Genomic DNA, 15,640 nt, shown 5'->3' with positions numbered 1-15,640 from the left:
ATCAAATTATTTGGAAGTCAGATTATGCCCTTCGATTATTAATAAACCAACCTGCTATTACTGAAACTTCTGCTAGATTGAATAAATAATTTGGCTTGGATCAAGGATGATCAGTTTTCTTTTAGCAGTGCTTGGGCACGCCTACCTCCCATCTGTCAGTTGGGGATCCTATTTTCTTATTATCTTAACCCTAGGAACGCTTGGCCTTTGGTGGAGCTCTCCTACACTTAGATCTCATCTGCTGTTTGCTCTATTCGGTTTTATGGTGGCCCAGTGGCACGCAGTTGATGGGCTCTCTAAAACCTTACCAATAAGCGTTGTGCCAGATGAGTTTGAGATTGAAGGACAGGTCATCAACTTGCAGCCTCAGGCTCCTGAGGGCTTTCAATCACTGATGTTGGATATAGAGAGTGCGCCTGTTCAGTTGATGGGAATCGAGCGTGTGCGACTGGGGCTATACGACTCTGAGGTGAGAATAGCGGCTGGCGATCGCATTAAAGTGCTGGCCAAGGTGGGTCCACTGAATGCCTACCAAAACGAGTTTAGTCCGGATCGACGCAGAAAAGAGTTTGCGCAGGGGATTGGTGGGTCAGGGTATGTCAAACAGCTGATAAAACATGAGCAGCACAGTTCCATTCGGCAACGGGTACATGATTGGCTGAATCATAATATGAGCCAGTCGGCATCCGCTCTGATGTCCGCCCTTGTTTTGGGTTACAGGGGGGATCTAGATGACAGTCAGTGGGAGCTTCTTAGGGTCAGTGGAACCGTCCATTTAGCGGTTGTTAGCGGATTACATCTAGGGGTGATGTGTCTAGCCGGCCTTCTATTGGGTAGGTTGGTTGTGGTGTCGATCCAGTACCTGGGTGTTAGGCCTACCTCGATAATACAAACCCTCCCTGTTTTATGTGCGATCAGTTTAGCCTCTTTTTATCTCTGGTTCGGAGGCTTTGGTGTGCCGCTTCAGAGAGCTTGGATCATGGCGATCTGCTTGTTGCTACCACAGTTGTTCGCACGGCGAATAGACCCCATGAAACGGCTTAAAATCGCACTCTTTTTGGTTCTGGTTTATGAGCCTCTATCGATTTTAGAGATCGGCTTTTGGCTTTCGTTCAGTCTGGTAGGGTTGTTGATTCAGTTCTCCAATTGGCGCAATGGCTACTCAAGGCTGATAAAGATCTTCGCAGTACAGCTCTTTTTAACCCTCTCAATGTTGCCTATATTACTTTTTGGATTAGGGCAGTTTAATTTAGGCGGTGCACTGTCCAACCTTTGGGCGATCCCCTATGTCTCACTCTTTGTTGCGCTGTTACCCCTAACGCTAGCACTGGTTGGAGTCTTTGAGCCGATCTTAGCGTTCTATGAAATTTGGGCTTCAGGTTTTTGGCATGGGCTCTCTTTTCATTCATTGGTCGGTTTGCATGCTAAGTGGCAAACCCCCGCGGTGTTTGGGCTTTTTGTGGGCTTGGTCGCTCTGGTGTTGCTGTTTCTACCTGGACGCCTCAAAGTGATGAGTCTACTGCTTCTAATGCCATTGCTCATACCCAAACAGAATCGGCCCGATGCGAGTGAGTATGTCGTTCGTCTTCTGGATGTGGGACAGGGCCTATCAATCTTGATTGAGACCCGAGAGGGAGTGACGGTCTATGATTTAGCGGCTAAAAGTCGAAGTGGTTGGGTCGCAGCCCAAGCCACGCTGTTTCCAACTCTCAGAGCACTGGGCTATAGAGAGTTAGACCTGATTGTTAGTCATTCAGACGTTGACCACAGTGGAGGCTTAGAGAGAACCTTGGAGCAGTTTTCAGTACCACGATTCTATTCAGGCCAGCCCTCTTTAACGGGAGGCGCTGCCTGTGCATCACAAAACTGGAAAAAGGGGGAAGTTCGTTTTCAGCTCTATTCCCTTCAGAACCAGCAATCCGATAATGATCAAAGTTGTGTTCTGCACATCGAAAATGGTCGTTGCTCAATATTGATTGCAGGAGATATGTCCAGCCGTGCAGAAATCGAGTTGCTCAATCAGCAGCGATTAGCCCCCGTGACTTGGTTGGTCTTATCCCACCACGGTAGCCATAGCTCCTCCTCAGGTGTCTGGTTGGATCAACTTTTGCCGGAGGCTGCGATCGCATCGAGAGGCAAGCACAATCGTTTTGGGCATCCTAATGAATCTGTAAAACAGCGTTTGGCCGATCGAGGTATCACCCTTTTGGATACAGCGGAGCAGGGTGAAATAGTATTAACAGCGACCCAAGATCAGTGTCTAAGTGACTCTTTTGCAAACTTATATCCACGTTATTGGCGAACTCATTAATGCTGCGATACTATGGGTTTTTTATAGGCCGTCTAGGCTAGTCAATCTGTCTTTTTGAGGTTTTTCGTTGTTAGAGTTAATTTCCGCTGGTGGTTGGTTGATGCTACCGATTTTAGCCTGTTCAATTCTTGCACTTGCTATCACGGTTGAGCGTTTGATGGCCTTAAGGGCTGATAGGATTTTACCACCGGGTCTGCTAGCCGATGTCTGGGGGCTCTATAAAGGTGGGCAGCTGACTAATGATCGTCTCAAAGAGATCAGAGAGGCGAGTGCATTAGGGTCACTGATTGTTGCCGGATTGAGTAACGCAGGCTCAGGTCGCGATGTGATGAAAGAGTCCATTACCGATGCCGCCAGTGACGCCATTCATCAGATGGAGAGATTTTTAAACGCTCTGGGCACTGTCGCAGTCATTACCCCTCTGTTGGGTCTGTTAGGGACTGTGATCGGCATGATTAAAGTCTTCTCCCAGATCATGATTTCCGGCACGGGTAACGCTAACCTTTTGGCCGGAGGTATCTCCGAAGCCCTGATCACAACAGCAGCCGGTTTGACAGTTGCCATCCCTGCGTTGGTAGCGCACCGCTTCTTGCAACGTCGTGTATCGACGCTGGTGTTGGCAATGGAGCAGGAGTCGGTCAAGTTGGTCGATATTATCCATGGTGATCGCAAAGTGGATCTTAAATAGGGCGCTCTGTGAATTTTCCAAGACCTCAATCGGAAGAGATATCCATCAACCTAACCCCGTTGATTGATGTTGTCTTCCTGCTGCTGATCTTTTTTATGGTGTCGACCACCTTTACTAAAGAGACCCAGCTTAAAGTGGACCTCCCTCAAGCAACGACAGACCAGGTGGCTCAAGTCGATATGCTTGAAATTATTATCAAGGCTGATGGTAGCTTCGCAATCAACGATAAAGCATTGGTCAATGCGCAGCCTAAAACTCTTAGGGCGGCACTGCTAAAAGAGAGTAGTGGTGATCTTACAACCCCTCTAAAGATTTCCGCCGATGCTTCGACTCCTCACCAAGCGGTCATTACCGCCATGGATGTAGCAGCAAACTTAGGTTTTTCTCAATTGAGTCTTACGACCAGAGAGATCGATTAAATTGATTGAGAAAGCTTGGTATCAGAAAGCAGGCTGGCTAGTTCTTCTGCGTCCCTTATCACTGCTCTATCGTTTCATCTCTAAACGCCGCCGTGTTCGTCTGACCGAGCAGGCGGTCACAATGGATGTGCCGGTTGTCGTGGTCGGTAATATCAGTGTCGGTGGTACCGGTAAAACACCTCTCTTAATCTATTTGGTAACCCTAGCAAAATCCTTGGGGTTCAACCCCGGTGTGGTCAGTCGTGGATACGGTGGTCAGGCAACAAGTTATCCTATGCACGTTTCTAATCAGACCTCGCCAGAGTTGGTGGGGGATGAGCCGCAGATGATCTTCGAGAAGACAGGCGTGCCTGTCGTCGTTGATCCGAATCGAGTCTCTGCATGCCAGCATCTAATTGACCAACACCCGGTCGATATCATCTTCAGTGATGATGGTCTGCAGCATTATCAAATGGGGCGTCAGTTCGAAATTGCGGTGATCGACTCTGTGCGAGGGTTAGGTAACCAACAGTTGATGCCGGAAGGGCCTTTAAGAGAAGAGCTGTCGCGCTTAGATGAAGTTGATCTGGTTGTGTTGAATGGTGAGGGCTCCTATAGCTATCCAGGTGCGCTTACCTATCGTCTACGTCCTACTGCGTTTAGACATCTAGCATCGGGTGAACAAAAAGCGCTTCAGATTGATGAGCTAGGTAGCAAAACAGTCTATGCATTGGCCGGTATCGGTAACCCTTCACGGTTTTTTGATACCCTAATGGGGCTGGGCTTAGAGCTTAAAACCATCCCTTTAAGAGATCACGCACCGATTACTAAAGAGCTGCTCGATCAATACCGCTCATTGCCATTGGTGATGACCGATAAAGATGCAGTAAAATGTCACTCTATCGCCCCAGATAATTGTTGGGCGCTTTCAGTAGAGGCAGAATTTGCACCCAAAGAGGCGGAGAATTTGGCCCAATTACTGAAACGTGTTGTTAACCCTAACGGAGAATAAAATGGATCCTAAACTACTCGATATCCTTGTTTGCCCTGTCAGCAAAGCCCCATTGGAGTGGGATAAGGAGAGTAATGAGTTAGTCTGTCGCACCAGTGGTTTAGCCTATCCTATCCGTGATGGTATTCCTGTGATGCTTGAGAGCGAAGCTCGCACTTTAACCAGTGAAGAGCGCCTTCCGGAGTAAGCTTGATGAGTTTCACTGTTGTTATTCCGGCGCGCTATGCATCTACCCGTTTCCCAGGTAAACCTTTGGTTGAGCTGGCCGGTAAAACGATGGTGCAACACGTCTATGAACGGTCACTAGAGAGTGGTGCTAGTCGTGTCATTGTCGCAACCGATGACCCAAGAATTGAGGCGGTAGCCAAAGGTTTTGGTGCAGAGGTCTGTATGACCTCTGCGGATCATCCTTCTGGCACTGATAGACTCCAAGAGGTCGTTAATAAGATTGGTTTGGCGGATCATGAAATTGTCGTCAATGTTCAGGGTGATGAGCCTCTAATTCCAGCAAAGCTGATCGATCAAGTCGCCGATAACCTTGCGGCACATCAAGATGCAGGCATCTCAACATTAGCAGAGCCTATCGAGACGAAAACCGATCTTTTGAATCCAAATGTGGTCAAGGTGGTGACGGACATTCGCGGCATGGCGCTCTATTTTTCGCGAGCTCCGATCGCTTGGCCGCGAGATATGATGACCAATGATGAGCTGCCTGAGACTCTGCCTTCTCTATTTGCTTGGCGCCGTCATATTGGTATCTACGCCTACCGTGTAGGCTTTCTTAATGCTTATGTTCAATGGTCACCTGCACCTATTGAAAAGACTGAATCCCTTGAACAGCTGCGAGCTCTATTTAATGGTGTTTCGATTCATGTAGCCAATGCCGTCGAGGCTCCTCCAGCCGGCGTTGATACCCCTGAAGACCTTGAAAGGCTTAAACGGATAATGGAAGGCCAGTAGGTCGGTTGCAGTAATAAGAGTGTCGTGTGCAATGATAAGAGTGTTGTTTGTCTGTTTAGGTAATATCTGCCGCTCCCCATCAGCCGATGCTATTTTTCGAAAAAAATTGGATGATCACCCTTGGTTAGCCAATCGAGTTGAAGTCGATTCAGCGGGAACCGCAGCATGGCATGTGGGTAACCCGCCAGATCCTCGCTCGGTCAGAGTGGGGGCTGAGCGTGGATACGATCTAACGCCTTTGCGTGCACGACAAGCGACACCTGCTGACTTTGAACGCTTTGACTATATCCTTGCAATGGATGAGGCCAATCTGGATAACTTGCAGGCCATTGCGCCGAATCATTACTCTGGTCACCAGAGCCTGTTTCTCGATTTTTCAGGGAAGAGCGGGGCAGAAGTACCAGATCCCTATTATGGTGAGGGTGACTCAGGTTTTCATGAGGTGGTTGATCTGATTGAAGCGGCATCCGATGGCTTAATCAAGCAGTTAGAGGTGAGACTCGCCTAATGCTCACCATACACTCGTGGCATGATTTAACGGCGTTCAACACTTTGGCGATGCCGGCTAAAGCTCAATTTTTTGCTGAGTTATCTGACTTAAATGACCTTCCTGAACTGCTCGATTTTATTGCTAAGCAGGATCTTCCTTCTCTTTGGATAGGCGGTGGCAGTAACCTGGTGTTGGCAGATGAAGTGCCAGGTTGCGTAGTTCATATTGCAACGAAAGGCATTGAGATCCAATCAGACTCAGAAGAGTCGGTTTTGATTAAAGTGGCTGCAGGAGAGAGCTGGCACGGCCTAGTGACTCACTGTATTGAAAATGGCTGGTATGGTTTAGAGAATCTCGCACTGATACCAGGTTCGGTTGGTGCATCACCTGTACAAAATATCGGAGCCTATGGTGTTGAAGTAGCGGATCTGATCGATCAGGTAGAGGTGTTTGATACGCTATCCAACACCTTTGACGTCATGCAGAAAGCGGATTGTCAGTTCGCCTACCGTGACTCGCTGTTCAAGCGAAACCCTGGCCGTTTCATTATCACTTCAGTGCGATTCAATCTCTCAAAACAATTTGAAGCTAAATGTTCCTATGCGGCACTTCAGGGTTGGTTAGATGCCCAAGGGATTAAAGAGCTGAGCGCTCAAGCGATTTTTGACGCAGTGGTCGCTGTGCGCCAATCTAAACTGCCGAATCCTGAAGTGCTCCCTAATGCGGGTAGTTTCTTTAAGAATCCTGTTGTCTCAAACGACTGCTTTGAGGGTTTACGGCAAATCTATCCAGAGATTCCCAACTACCCAGATGCTTCTGGAGTAAAGCTTGCTGCGGGTTGGTTAATCGATCAGTGCGGTTGGAAAGGTCTCTATCGTGAACGAGTGGGTGTTCATAAAGATCAGGCACTCGTGATCGTGAATCATGCGGGTGGGTCGCGTCAGGATATTGATGAGCTAGCCGATGATATTAAACAGAGCGTGTTTAATCGGTTCTCGGTTCGCCTAGAGCAAGAGCCGATCGCCTATCCCTAGCCTGAGCAGAAATTAAAACCAAAAAAAAGCAGCCCATTGGCTGCTTTTCTATTGGAAGTGCGCTGTTATTCAGCCGCTTCTGCTTGACGACGCTTCAATCGAGGATCGTTTGCAGCGCGACGGCGGCGACGAGGTTTTGCTTCCTCTTCGCTCGCTTCTGCTTCAGCAGGTGCTTCTTCAACAGTCTCTTCAGTAGCAGTAGGTTCTTCAGTTGCTTCTGCTGCAGGCTCTTCATTGGCTGAAGGCTCTTCATCAGCTGAAGGCTCTTCATCAGCTGAAGGTTCTTCATCAGCTGAAGGTTCTTCATTCGCTGAAGGCTCTTCATTCGCTGAGGGCTCTACAGCAGGAGTCAGATCCAACTCAACCTGTGTCTCAGTGACTGTTTCAGCCGTAGCTTCAACTTCAGTTACTGTGTTTTCAGTTGACTCTTCTACAACGACTTCCGGCTCTTGTTCAACAACCGGTGTATTTTCTGCAGACTCTTCAGCAGTAGCTTCGGTAGTCACTTCAGTAGCTTGGCTCTCTGTTTCAGTAGCCGCGGCTTGCTCTGCTGTTGCTTCTGACACTTCGTTAGCTGCTGGCGCTTCAGTAGTGGTCGCTGTTTCAGATGCTTTTGGAGCTTCAGTTGAGGTTTCCGCAGCAACTTCGTCTGATACGGCTTCTAGCGGTGCATTGAGCAACTCCTCTGGGATAGGGTTGCTGCGTTCAGCACTTCGCTCTTCATTGGCGCGACGACGACGGCCACGGTTTTTACTGCGTGGTGGCAGTTCCGTTTCGCTGTTGTTGCTAGAGTTTATCTCTTCATTGCCGTTTTCAGAGCGACGATCACGACCACCACGACGGCGACGACGTGAACGGCCGGAACGCTGCTCGTCATTCGATGAGTTCTTATCGTTATCACCGATGGTCGGCAGGTTGTTCTCAGCCTCTACAGTAATGACTTCGTCCGCATCACGACGCTCACGACGGTCGTTACGGCGATTGTTGCCACGGCGACGATCGTTACGGTTGTTGTTGCGACGACGGTTGTTGCGGTTGCCATCGCGGTCAGAACCTTTCTTGTCATCACGACGAGTGCTCTTTTTATCGTCCTCTTTGGTAGAATCGGATAGACCAAATAGACCTTTAATCGCTGCAATAATACGCTCGACCAATGACTTGTTAGCGGCAGGCTTGCGGTTAGTCTGCTGACGTTTCTGTTGGCGAGCTGGCTCCGCTTTTGCTTCAGGGCTTTCGCTCTTAGGTGCTGGTGGCGCAGATGAGTTAAGAACACCCTGCACAGCCGCTTGCTCACGCGGAACTACCGGAAGTGGTTTGTCGGTAGGATCTTCGACTGGCTGTTCTGGTTGCAGCGTGTAGCTCGCATCATTCACCGTAGTGATGGTGTGATCATCGCGCAAACGAACTACTTCGTAGTGCGGCGTTTCCATATTTGGATTAGGGACCACAACGATACGAACGTTTTGACGCAACTCAACAGCGTGCACTTGATGACGCTTCTCGTTAAGTAGGAAGGTCGCTACGCTGACTGGCAGAATCGCGCGAATTTGAGAGGTGCGATCTTTAGACGCCTCCTCTTCAAGAATACGCAGAATAGAGAGTGCCAGTGATTCAATATCACGGATGTAGCCTTGGCCATTACAGCGAGGGCAGACATGACCACGACTCTCTGCCAACGATGGACGCAGACGTTGACGTGACATCTCTAGAAGACCAAAGCGCGAGATGCGACCCATCTGAACGCGTGCGCGGTCAAGCTTGAGTGCATCGTTAAGGCGTTTTTCAACTTCGCGCTGGTGTTTGATTGGCGTCATATCGATGAAGTCGATAACCACCAGACCACCCATGTCGCGAAGGCGAAGCTGGCGAGCAATCTCATCAGCCGCTTCAAGGTTGGTGTTCAGAGCGGTCTCTTCAATATCGCCGCCCTTAGTTGCGCGAGCGGAGTTGATATCGATTGAAACTAGAGCTTCTGTTGGGTCGATAACAATCGAACCGCCAGAAGGGAGTTTTACTTCACGTTCAAATGCTGATTCGATCTGTGTCTCGATCTGGAAGCGGTTGAACAGTGGTACAGACTCTTTGTAAAGCTTGATACGGTTTTCGTAAGTTGGCATTACCTGACGAACGAAAAGCTGAGCTTGTTCAAATACTTTCGGCTCGTCGATTAGCACTTCACCGATGTCATCGCGTAGATAGTCGCGAATAGCACGAATAACGACGTTGCTCTCTTGGTAGATAAGGAATGGAGCAGGGCGATCATCAACTTCAGTAATCGCAGTCCAAACCGTTGCTAGGTAGTTAAGATCCCACTGCAGCTCTTCAGTCGAACGGCCAATACCGGCGGTACGAACGATGACGCCCATGCCTTTAGGAATGTCCAAGCCGTTCATGGCCGCTTTCAGTTCAGAGCGCTCATCACCTTCGATGCGGCGCGAAATACCACCTGCACGAGGGTTGTTAGGCATTAGAACCATGTAACGACCGGCAAGGCTGATAAAGGTTGTCAGAGCGGCGCCTTTATTGCCACGCTCCTCTTTATCGACCTGAACGATGACTTCGGTACCCTCTTTTACAAGATCTTTGATGCTTGGACGCTGGCCGCGTTCAGGCGATGAGACAAAGTACTCTTTAGCGATCTCTTTTAGGGGTAGGAAACCGTGACGTTCGGCACCGTAATCGACAAATGCAGCTTCAAGGCTGGCTTCTACACGGCTGATACGGCCTTTGTAGATGTTTGCCTTCTTCTGCACGCGGGAGTTGGATTCAATATCCAAATCGAACATGCGCTGTCCATCGACAAGCGCAACACGCAACTCTTCTTGTTGAGTCGCGTTGATTAACATGCGTTTCATTTTGACGTTCTCTTAACGCAACGCATCTTTGACGGGCAACAAACCTGTGTCCTGGCTTTATCGAAGCAATAACTAATCTCCAGTACGCTCTGCACCGGATAATTAGGGTCTCTTCAGCGATGAAGGAAACATCAACCAATATCGTTATCGATTCTAGCTGTGGCTGCTGCTCTGCCCAATTTACTCAACGTGGAGTGGGAGGCTGCAGGTTCCTGGTTGATGTGCGTCTCCATCCTTCAGCCGAGGGCTGTTATTCAGCACTCGTGAAAAATACGTCGCTATTTATAAATTTCTTCAGCCATTACATGGCTATTCAAGCTGGGTAACTACCGCCAAATTGTGAGTGAATCACTGTTCGCTCTAGTGGGGTGTAAATAAAAATGAAGCCTTCTTCATCCAGCAGCGGTAGAATATAGCAACTTACTGGTTTTTCAGCAATTTATTTTACCCACACATAATGCCTTCAAATCCCCCTAAGTCCGGCTCTTTGAATAAAGTTCAGTTTGTTGATATCGATGCCGATCAAGCGGGTCAGCGTATCGATAATTTCTTGCGGACCTTTCTTAAAGGGGCGCCAAAAACGCTGATCTACAGGCTGTTGCGCAAGGGTGAGATTCGAGTTAACAAAAAACGCACTAAACCTGACTATAAGCTTCAAGCGATGGATCAAATACGCATCGCACCGATTCGCCTGCCCGAAAAAGGGGAGAGTGCCCCTGTCAGTGATCAGTTGCTCGAATTGCTAGAGCGTTCAGTGGTCTATGAGACTGACTCACTGCTGATCATCAATAAACCCTCGGGTATAGCGGTGCATGGTGGTAGCGGCGTCTCATTAGGGCTGATTGAGGCGGTTAGAAAATTGCGCCCAGATGCGCGTTTTTTAGAGCTGATTCACCGAATCGATCGTGACACCTCAGGTTGCATCATGATTGCTAAAAAACGCTCGATGTTACGTTACATGCACGATGCGTTTAGGGAGCGTCGAGTGCATAAGATCTATCAGGCACTGGTTGTTGGTCGTTGGGATGCTAAGCACAAACAGATCAATGCACCTCTGCTGCGAGATGAGCACCGATCAGGTGAACGAACCGTCCGCGTCTCCCCTGAGGGCAAACCGTCGGTTACTAACTTTTCAGTGCTGCGTCGATTTGGTGATCTTGCCACCCTAGTGGAAGCTCGGCCTAAAACGGGTCGCACTCACCAGATTAGAGTGCACACCCAATATACGGGTCATCCGATTGTGGGTGATGTTAAGTACACTTCGGATGAGAACAACGCTGAATTTAAAAAGCTGGGTTTTAAACGATTGATGCTTCATGCAGCCGGCCTCAGGTTCATCCTGCCTGATGGCGAAGAGCTAGAAGTGCGTGCTCCGTTAGATGATAGTTTGTTAAGATTGATGGACAATTTGTAGTTCGTTGCAGTGGAACGAAAAGGTAAAGATGAGCGAGTTAGATCTTAAAGTAGTTGAGTTAGCAGAAGAGCTGTTGGCCGAAGGCCAATTGCCGACTGAGGTTGTGATCTCTGAACGACTGGGTCTCTCTAGAGATGAAGCCAGTGCGGCATTAAGTCAGTGGGCGCAGAGTTTGATTTATGCCCGACTGCCTGAGGTGCATGCCAGTGCAAAGTTACATAACTCTGTGCCCGAGTCACTGAGTAAAGGCATTGAACAGATCTGGGATCTTGCGTTGCAAGAGGCGATGGCCGAGCTGCGAGTTGAGTTGCAGAGTGAACGAGCGGGTGATGAAGAGGATCGCAAGGCGACTCGCGACATGGTTCGTGACGCGGAAGCACTCTATCGTGACTTGGAAGTGAAATACCGCGCGCAAACTCAGCAGATGGATAAGAGTGAGCAGGCTCTTCGAGCGATTGAAGCTGAAATGGGCGTGCTTAAAGCCAACATTGCCAGTGAGATCAATCAACGTAAAAAGGCTGAACAGGTTCGTACTAACCTAGAGACCGAATTGAACCAGCTTCGTAAGATGCACGAAGATGCCAAGAAAACCTTTGATGCACGTATCAAAGCGGAGCAGCAGCAGGCATTGGAGAACGTTACCCGTGCTGAGGTTGAAGCTCGTCACTATCGTAATGCGCTTGAAAAGCTTCGTGATGAGGGCACTCGAACAGAGTCAGAGCTGACGCGTTCAGTTCATGAAAACCAGGCTCAGATAGCGAAGAAAGATGCACGTCTTGAGATGCAAGAGAAGACCATCAGCGATCTGGAGCGTGATCTGAACGAACTAAAAGAGAACATGACATCGGCCAGTCGTGATATCTCGAATATCAACTCTAAGCTGCTGCGTGAAACTAACGCCAACCGTCGTTTGGAAGCTCAGATTAAAGAGCGCGATGATCAGGTTCGTGTACTGAATCAGAAGTTGACGGTCGCAGCAACGGAAGCTGCAAAGCGCGAAAGCGTGCTTCGTCAGCAGCTCAAAGAGAAAGATGAATCGCTGACGCGCGCTACCGCTCGAGTGAACTCACTGGAGAAGCGTATTACTCAGCAGGAAGATCAGATTCGCCGACTCAATGCTCGCCTTTAGTCGTGTATAAGGATATAGCCTTTTGCTTTAGCTTATTCTCTAGTGTTATATTTGGCTTATTAATAGATATCAACGCCGACTAAGGGCGATTGGCTAATAATTGGCTAATAATTGGCTATAAATTGGAGCAATAGATGAAACTTCAGCAGCTGCGTTACATTTGGGAAGTCTCTAAACACGACCTCAATGTCTCTGCTACGGCACAAAGCCTATACACATCGCAACCAGGTATCTCTAAGCAGATCCGTCTACTAGAAGATGAACTGGGTGTTGAAGTGTTCGCTCGTAGTGGTAAGCACCTGACGCGCGTTACACCTGCTGGTAAAGCTATTCTTGAGATCTCAGGAGAGATTCTCCAGAAAGTGGACTCTATTCGCCAGATTGCTCAAGAGTTCAGCGATGAGCGTAAAGGCAGCCTATCGGTAGCCACCACTCACACACAGGCACGTTACGCTCTGCCTCCTGTGATTAATGAATTCATCAAAATGTATCCTGAAGTTGCGCTTCATATGCACCAGGGTACACCTACTCAAATTTCTGAGATGGCCGCCGATGGTACTGTCGATTTCGCGATTGCGACGGAAGCGATGGGCAGCTACTCAGATCTAATTATGATGCCTTGCTACAGCTGGAACCGTTCAGTGGTCGTACCTAAAGATCACCCGCTTGCGCAAGGTGGCGAGTTAACTCTAGAGAAGTTAGCTTCTTATCCAATTGTTACCTATACCTTTGGTTTTACCGGTCGTGGCAAGTTGGATGAAGCGTTTAAAGAGCAAGGTCTCGATCCTAAAGTGGTCTTCACTGCGGTGGATTCGGACGTTATCAAAACCTACGTTCGCCTAGGGTTGGGTGTAGGTATCATTGCCAGCATGGCGGTCGATCAGCAGCTAGATCAGGATCTGGTAGCGATCGATGCATCTCATCTGTTTGAGCCCTCTATCACTCGAATCGGTTTCCGTCGTGGCACCTTCCTTCGCGGTTACATGTTCGACTTCATTCAGAAGTTTGCTCCACACATTACTCACGACGTTCTTGAAAAAGTTCAAGCCTGTAGCGGTCGTGCTGAAGTGGATGAGCTGTTCCAGGATATACAGATCCCTTCGATGTAAGGCCATAGGTCTAATGAACCTCTAATATTGTCGTCTTTCGTTTGAAAGGCGGCGACTAAATCGCTAGAGTAGCCTCTCAATTTTTAAAGGAGAGCCTAGCGTGGAACTAGCATGTCTTGATCTTGAAGGGGTCCTAATCCCTGAAATCTGGATCGCATTTGCCGAAGAGACTGGTATCGAGGAGTTAAAAGCAACGACTCGTGATATCCCTGATTACGATGTGTTGATGAAGCAGCGCCTTCGTATTCTTGATGAGCACGGTCTAACCCTTCCTCAGATCCAAGAGACCATTGCTAAGCTGAGCCCACTTCCAGGCGCTAAAGAGTTCACCGATTGGTTGCGTGAGCGTTTCCAGCTGGTGATTCTTTCCGATACCTTCTATGAGTTTGCAGCACCGTTGATGGCTCAATTGGGTTACCCAACGCTGCTTTGTCACCGACTTGAGACAGACGAAAACGGTCGTATAACTGACTACACGCTTCGTCAGCGCGACCCTAAGCGTCAATCAGTGCGTGCTTTCCAGCTGCTTAATTACCGTGTTATCGCTGCAGGCGACTCTTACAACGACACGACTATGTTGGCTCAAGCTGAGCAGGGCATTCTTTTCCATGCTCCGCAGAACGTCATTGAAGAGTTCCCACAATTCCCAGCGGTACACACCTACGAAGATCTTAAGAAAGAGTTTCTAGCGGCAAGTAACCGCAATCTCTCCCTTTAAACCTGCCTATTGGGGGTAGCATTAGCTGCCCCTACTTATCCCGAGTAGTGCTTACCATGAGTCGACTATCAGATAGTCACTGTCATTCAGACACTCTAGCCCATGCAGGTTATCAGCACGCTTATCGCATTTATCGTCACCCAGAATCTGAAGGTGGTCGCCGACTGCTGTTAATCCACGGCGCTGGTGTGGCGGGTCGATATACTTGGGAAGCGATGCAGCACTTTCTTGAAGGCTGGGGTGAAATCCTTGTACCTGATTTACGAGGGGCAGGTGAGACCGTCAGTGATGATGGAGTAGAGCACCCCTTCAGTGTCAATGACCTGGTGTCGGATATGACCCACCTAGTGGATCATTTAGGCTGGCATGAGTTCGATCTAGCGGGCTATTCTCTTGGGGGCTTGGTGTCACTGTTGTTAAAACAGAACCTCAGAGATCGGGTGCGCAAACAGTTCCTGCTTGAGAGTGCGCTGCTCGATCGTCATGATTGGCAAGAGACCGTCTCCATTCGTCAATCCTTCTCTGCCGCGGCTAAAAGCCTACGCAATACAGAGGGTGATGAAGGGATTCGAACCTTTCTTGATACCATTTCGCCCAATCGTAAGGTGAGTGAAGCGGTTGAAAAAATGACTTTGCAGCGTTTGGGCGAGCGTCGACTGGGTTTTGCTAACTCTCTAGACGCCGTTACCAATGCGGCCCTGTTCATCGATCGAGAGAGACTGCTAGCGGCTCAAGGGGATGTCAGCAGTTTTATAGGTGGATTGAGTGTCGAGCCGATGCATCAACTGCATCAGCACCTGTCAGACAGTATGCGTAATTGGCACTACCATTTTGTGGCAGGGACAGATCACTCCCTACCTTATCAAAAGCCTCGTCAGATCGCCCGTATCATGAATGATGAGTTAAAGCGCTATTTAAAAGGCTACTGAATTGCTAAAAATCCATTGATTAGCATCTGAACAGCGATCGAGATCAATATCATACCCATCAGACGTTCTATCGCTTTCAAGCCACGTTTGCCGAGTATTCTATAGAGTGATTGTCCTGCGATTAAAATAATAGCGGTCGCCACCCAGCTGATCAGAAGGGCGATTAACCAGTCTATACTGCGACTCGGTTCGCTCTCTGCCAGCAGAACCAGAGTGGCCAGTATTGAAGGGCCTGCGATCATTGGCGTAGCCAAGGGGACCACTAGCGGTTCGCTATCATCCTCATCATCGCCCATAACGCCACCACGGGATGGGAAGATCATTCGGATTGCAATAATCAGTAGTACTAAACCGCCAGAGATAGAGACCGCCTCTTTAGAGAGCGATAACAGTTTTAACAGTGCCGAGCCGCTGTATAAGAAGATCAGCATTAGGATTAAGGCGATCACTAACTCCCTGAGTAGTACCTTGATACGTCTGGCGGGGTCGACCTTTTTAAGAATGGATAACACCACAGGGATATTGCCCAACGGATCCATGATTAAGAAGAGCATCAATGCTGCAGCGTAGGTATCCATATTTCACTCCTGCTT

15 protein-coding genes are annotated in these 15,640 nt (G+C 48.8%); 13 read left to right on the top strand and 2 right to left on the bottom strand.

Annotation, left to right across the window (positions count from 1 at the left end; all coding sequences use genetic code 11):
- The first annotated feature begins 106 nt into the window (after positions 1–106).
- The 8 genes from XMA152_RS07560 (at position 107) to murB (ending at position 6,893) form a co-directional block, all read left to right on the top strand.
- Positions 107–2,311, top strand: a complete 2,205-nt coding sequence (locus XMA152_RS07560) for a DNA internalization-related competence protein ComEC/Rec2 (protein WP_173483219.1) — start codon at positions 107–109, stop codon at positions 2,309–2,311.
- A gap of 67 nt (positions 2,312–2,378) precedes the next feature.
- Positions 2,379–2,999 carry a MotA/TolQ/ExbB proton channel family protein gene (locus XMA152_RS07555; protein ID WP_173483218.1) on the top strand — a complete coding sequence of 207 codons (621 nt, stop codon included), beginning with the start codon at positions 2,379–2,381 and terminating at the stop codon, positions 2,997–2,999.
- An 8-nt stretch (positions 3,000–3,007) separates the two neighbouring features.
- Positions 3,008–3,418: a biopolymer transporter ExbD gene (locus XMA152_RS07550; RefSeq protein ID WP_173483217.1), complete on the top strand. Its 411-nt coding sequence runs from the start codon at positions 3,008–3,010 to the stop codon at positions 3,416–3,418.
- A gap of 1 nt (position 3,419) precedes the next feature.
- On the top strand, positions 3,420–4,409 hold the full coding sequence (lpxK, locus tag XMA152_RS07545; protein ID WP_173483216.1) for a tetraacyldisaccharide 4'-kinase: 990 nt from the start codon (positions 3,420–3,422) through the stop codon (positions 4,407–4,409).
- Position 4,410: 1 nt separating this feature from the next.
- Entirely contained in the window at positions 4,411–4,596 is a 186-nt protein-coding gene (locus XMA152_RS07540) for a Trm112 family protein (RefSeq protein WP_173483215.1), read from the top strand.
- A 5-nt stretch (positions 4,597–4,601) separates the two neighbouring features.
- Positions 4,602–5,369: a 3-deoxy-manno-octulosonate cytidylyltransferase gene (gene kdsB / locus XMA152_RS07535; RefSeq protein WP_173483214.1), complete on the top strand. Its 768-nt coding sequence runs from the start codon at positions 4,602–4,604 to the stop codon at positions 5,367–5,369.
- 31 nt (positions 5,370–5,400) lie between these two features.
- A complete protein-coding gene (locus tag XMA152_RS07530) occupies positions 5,401–5,877 on the top strand; it encodes a low molecular weight protein-tyrosine-phosphatase (protein WP_173483213.1) in 477 nt (158 codons plus the stop codon).
- A complete protein-coding gene (gene murB / locus XMA152_RS07525) occupies positions 5,877–6,893 on the top strand; it encodes a UDP-N-acetylmuramate dehydrogenase (protein WP_173483212.1) in 1,017 nt (338 codons plus the stop codon). The genes XMA152_RS07530 and murB overlap by 1 nt, the downstream gene beginning before the upstream one ends.
- Positions 6,894–6,958: 65 nt before the next feature.
- Here murB and rne read toward each other — a convergent pair whose 3' ends face one another.
- Positions 6,959–9,748: a ribonuclease E gene (gene rne, locus XMA152_RS07520; RefSeq protein WP_173483211.1), complete on the bottom strand. Its 2,790-nt coding sequence runs from the start codon at positions 9,746–9,748 to the stop codon at positions 6,959–6,961.
- Positions 9,749–10,235: 487 nt separating this feature from the next.
- Between rne and rluC the strand changes: the two genes are divergently transcribed.
- The 5 genes from rluC (at position 10,236) to XMA152_RS07495 (ending at position 15,047) form a co-directional block, all read left to right on the top strand.
- On the top strand, positions 10,236–11,162 hold the full coding sequence (gene rluC / locus XMA152_RS07515; protein WP_254443911.1) for a 23S rRNA pseudouridine(955/2504/2580) synthase RluC: 927 nt from the start codon (positions 10,236–10,238) through the stop codon (positions 11,160–11,162).
- A 28-nt stretch (positions 11,163–11,190) separates the two neighbouring features.
- Positions 11,191–12,291, top strand: coding sequence for a DNA-binding protein (locus XMA152_RS07510; protein WP_173483209.1), 1,101 nt, complete (start codon positions 11,191–11,193; stop codon positions 12,289–12,291).
- A gap of 134 nt (positions 12,292–12,425) precedes the next feature.
- Positions 12,426–13,400, top strand: a complete 975-nt coding sequence (cysB, locus tag XMA152_RS07505; RefSeq protein WP_173481628.1) for an HTH-type transcriptional regulator CysB — start codon at positions 12,426–12,428, stop codon at positions 13,398–13,400.
- A 100-nt stretch (positions 13,401–13,500) separates the two neighbouring features.
- The gene (gene thrH / locus XMA152_RS07500; protein WP_173481627.1) at positions 13,501–14,118 is read left to right on the top strand and encodes a bifunctional phosphoserine phosphatase/homoserine phosphotransferase ThrH; all 618 of its coding nucleotides are present in this window, start codon (positions 13,501–13,503) and stop codon (positions 14,116–14,118) included.
- 56 nt (positions 14,119–14,174) lie between these two features.
- Entirely contained in the window at positions 14,175–15,047 is an 873-nt protein-coding gene (locus XMA152_RS07495; RefSeq protein ID WP_173483208.1) for an alpha/beta fold hydrolase, read from the top strand.
- Here the strand turns inward: XMA152_RS07495 and XMA152_RS07490 are convergent.
- Positions 15,041–15,625, bottom strand: coding sequence for a MarC family protein (locus XMA152_RS07490; RefSeq protein WP_173483207.1), 585 nt, complete (start codon positions 15,623–15,625; stop codon positions 15,041–15,043). The two genes, XMA152_RS07495 and XMA152_RS07490, sit on opposite strands and share 7 nt — an antisense overlap.
- Positions 15,626–15,640: the final 15 nt, after the last annotated feature.

The sequence above is a fragment of the Marinobacterium sp. xm-a-152 genome (genome assembly GCF_013282965.1).
GTDB lineage: Bacteria > Pseudomonadota > Gammaproteobacteria > Pseudomonadales > Balneatricaceae > Marinobacterium_E.
This window is presented reverse-complemented; position numbering and strand designations above follow the sequence as displayed.

Excerpts from the sequence above, each read along its gene's own strand:
- XMA152_RS07560 (WP_173483219.1), top strand. The coding sequence starts at position 107 with ATGATCAGTTTTCTTTTAGCAGTGCTTGGGCACGCCTACCTCCCATCT.
- XMA152_RS07540 (WP_173483215.1), top strand. The coding sequence starts at position 4,411 with ATGGATCCTAAACTACTCGATATCCTTGTTTGCCCTGTCAGCAAAGCC.
- kdsB (WP_173483214.1), top strand. The coding sequence starts at position 4,602 with ATGAGTTTCACTGTTGTTATTCCGGCGCGCTATGCATCTACCCGTTTC.
- XMA152_RS07530 (WP_173483213.1), top strand. The coding sequence starts at position 5,401 with ATGATAAGAGTGTTGTTTGTCTGTTTAGGTAATATCTGCCGCTCCCCA.
- murB (WP_173483212.1), top strand. The coding sequence starts at position 5,877 with ATGCTCACCATACACTCGTGGCATGATTTAACGGCGTTCAACACTTTG.
- rne (WP_173483211.1), bottom strand. The coding sequence starts at position 9,748 with ATGAAACGCATGTTAATCAACGCGACTCAACAAGAAGAGTTGCGTGTT.
- XMA152_RS07510 (WP_173483209.1), top strand. The coding sequence starts at position 11,191 with ATGAGCGAGTTAGATCTTAAAGTAGTTGAGTTAGCAGAAGAGCTGTTG.
- cysB (WP_173481628.1), top strand. The coding sequence starts at position 12,426 with ATGAAACTTCAGCAGCTGCGTTACATTTGGGAAGTCTCTAAACACGAC.
- XMA152_RS07495 (WP_173483208.1), top strand. The coding sequence starts at position 14,175 with ATGAGTCGACTATCAGATAGTCACTGTCATTCAGACACTCTAGCCCAT.
- XMA152_RS07490 (WP_173483207.1), bottom strand. The coding sequence starts at position 15,625 with ATGGATACCTACGCTGCAGCATTGATGCTCTTCTTAATCATGGATCCG.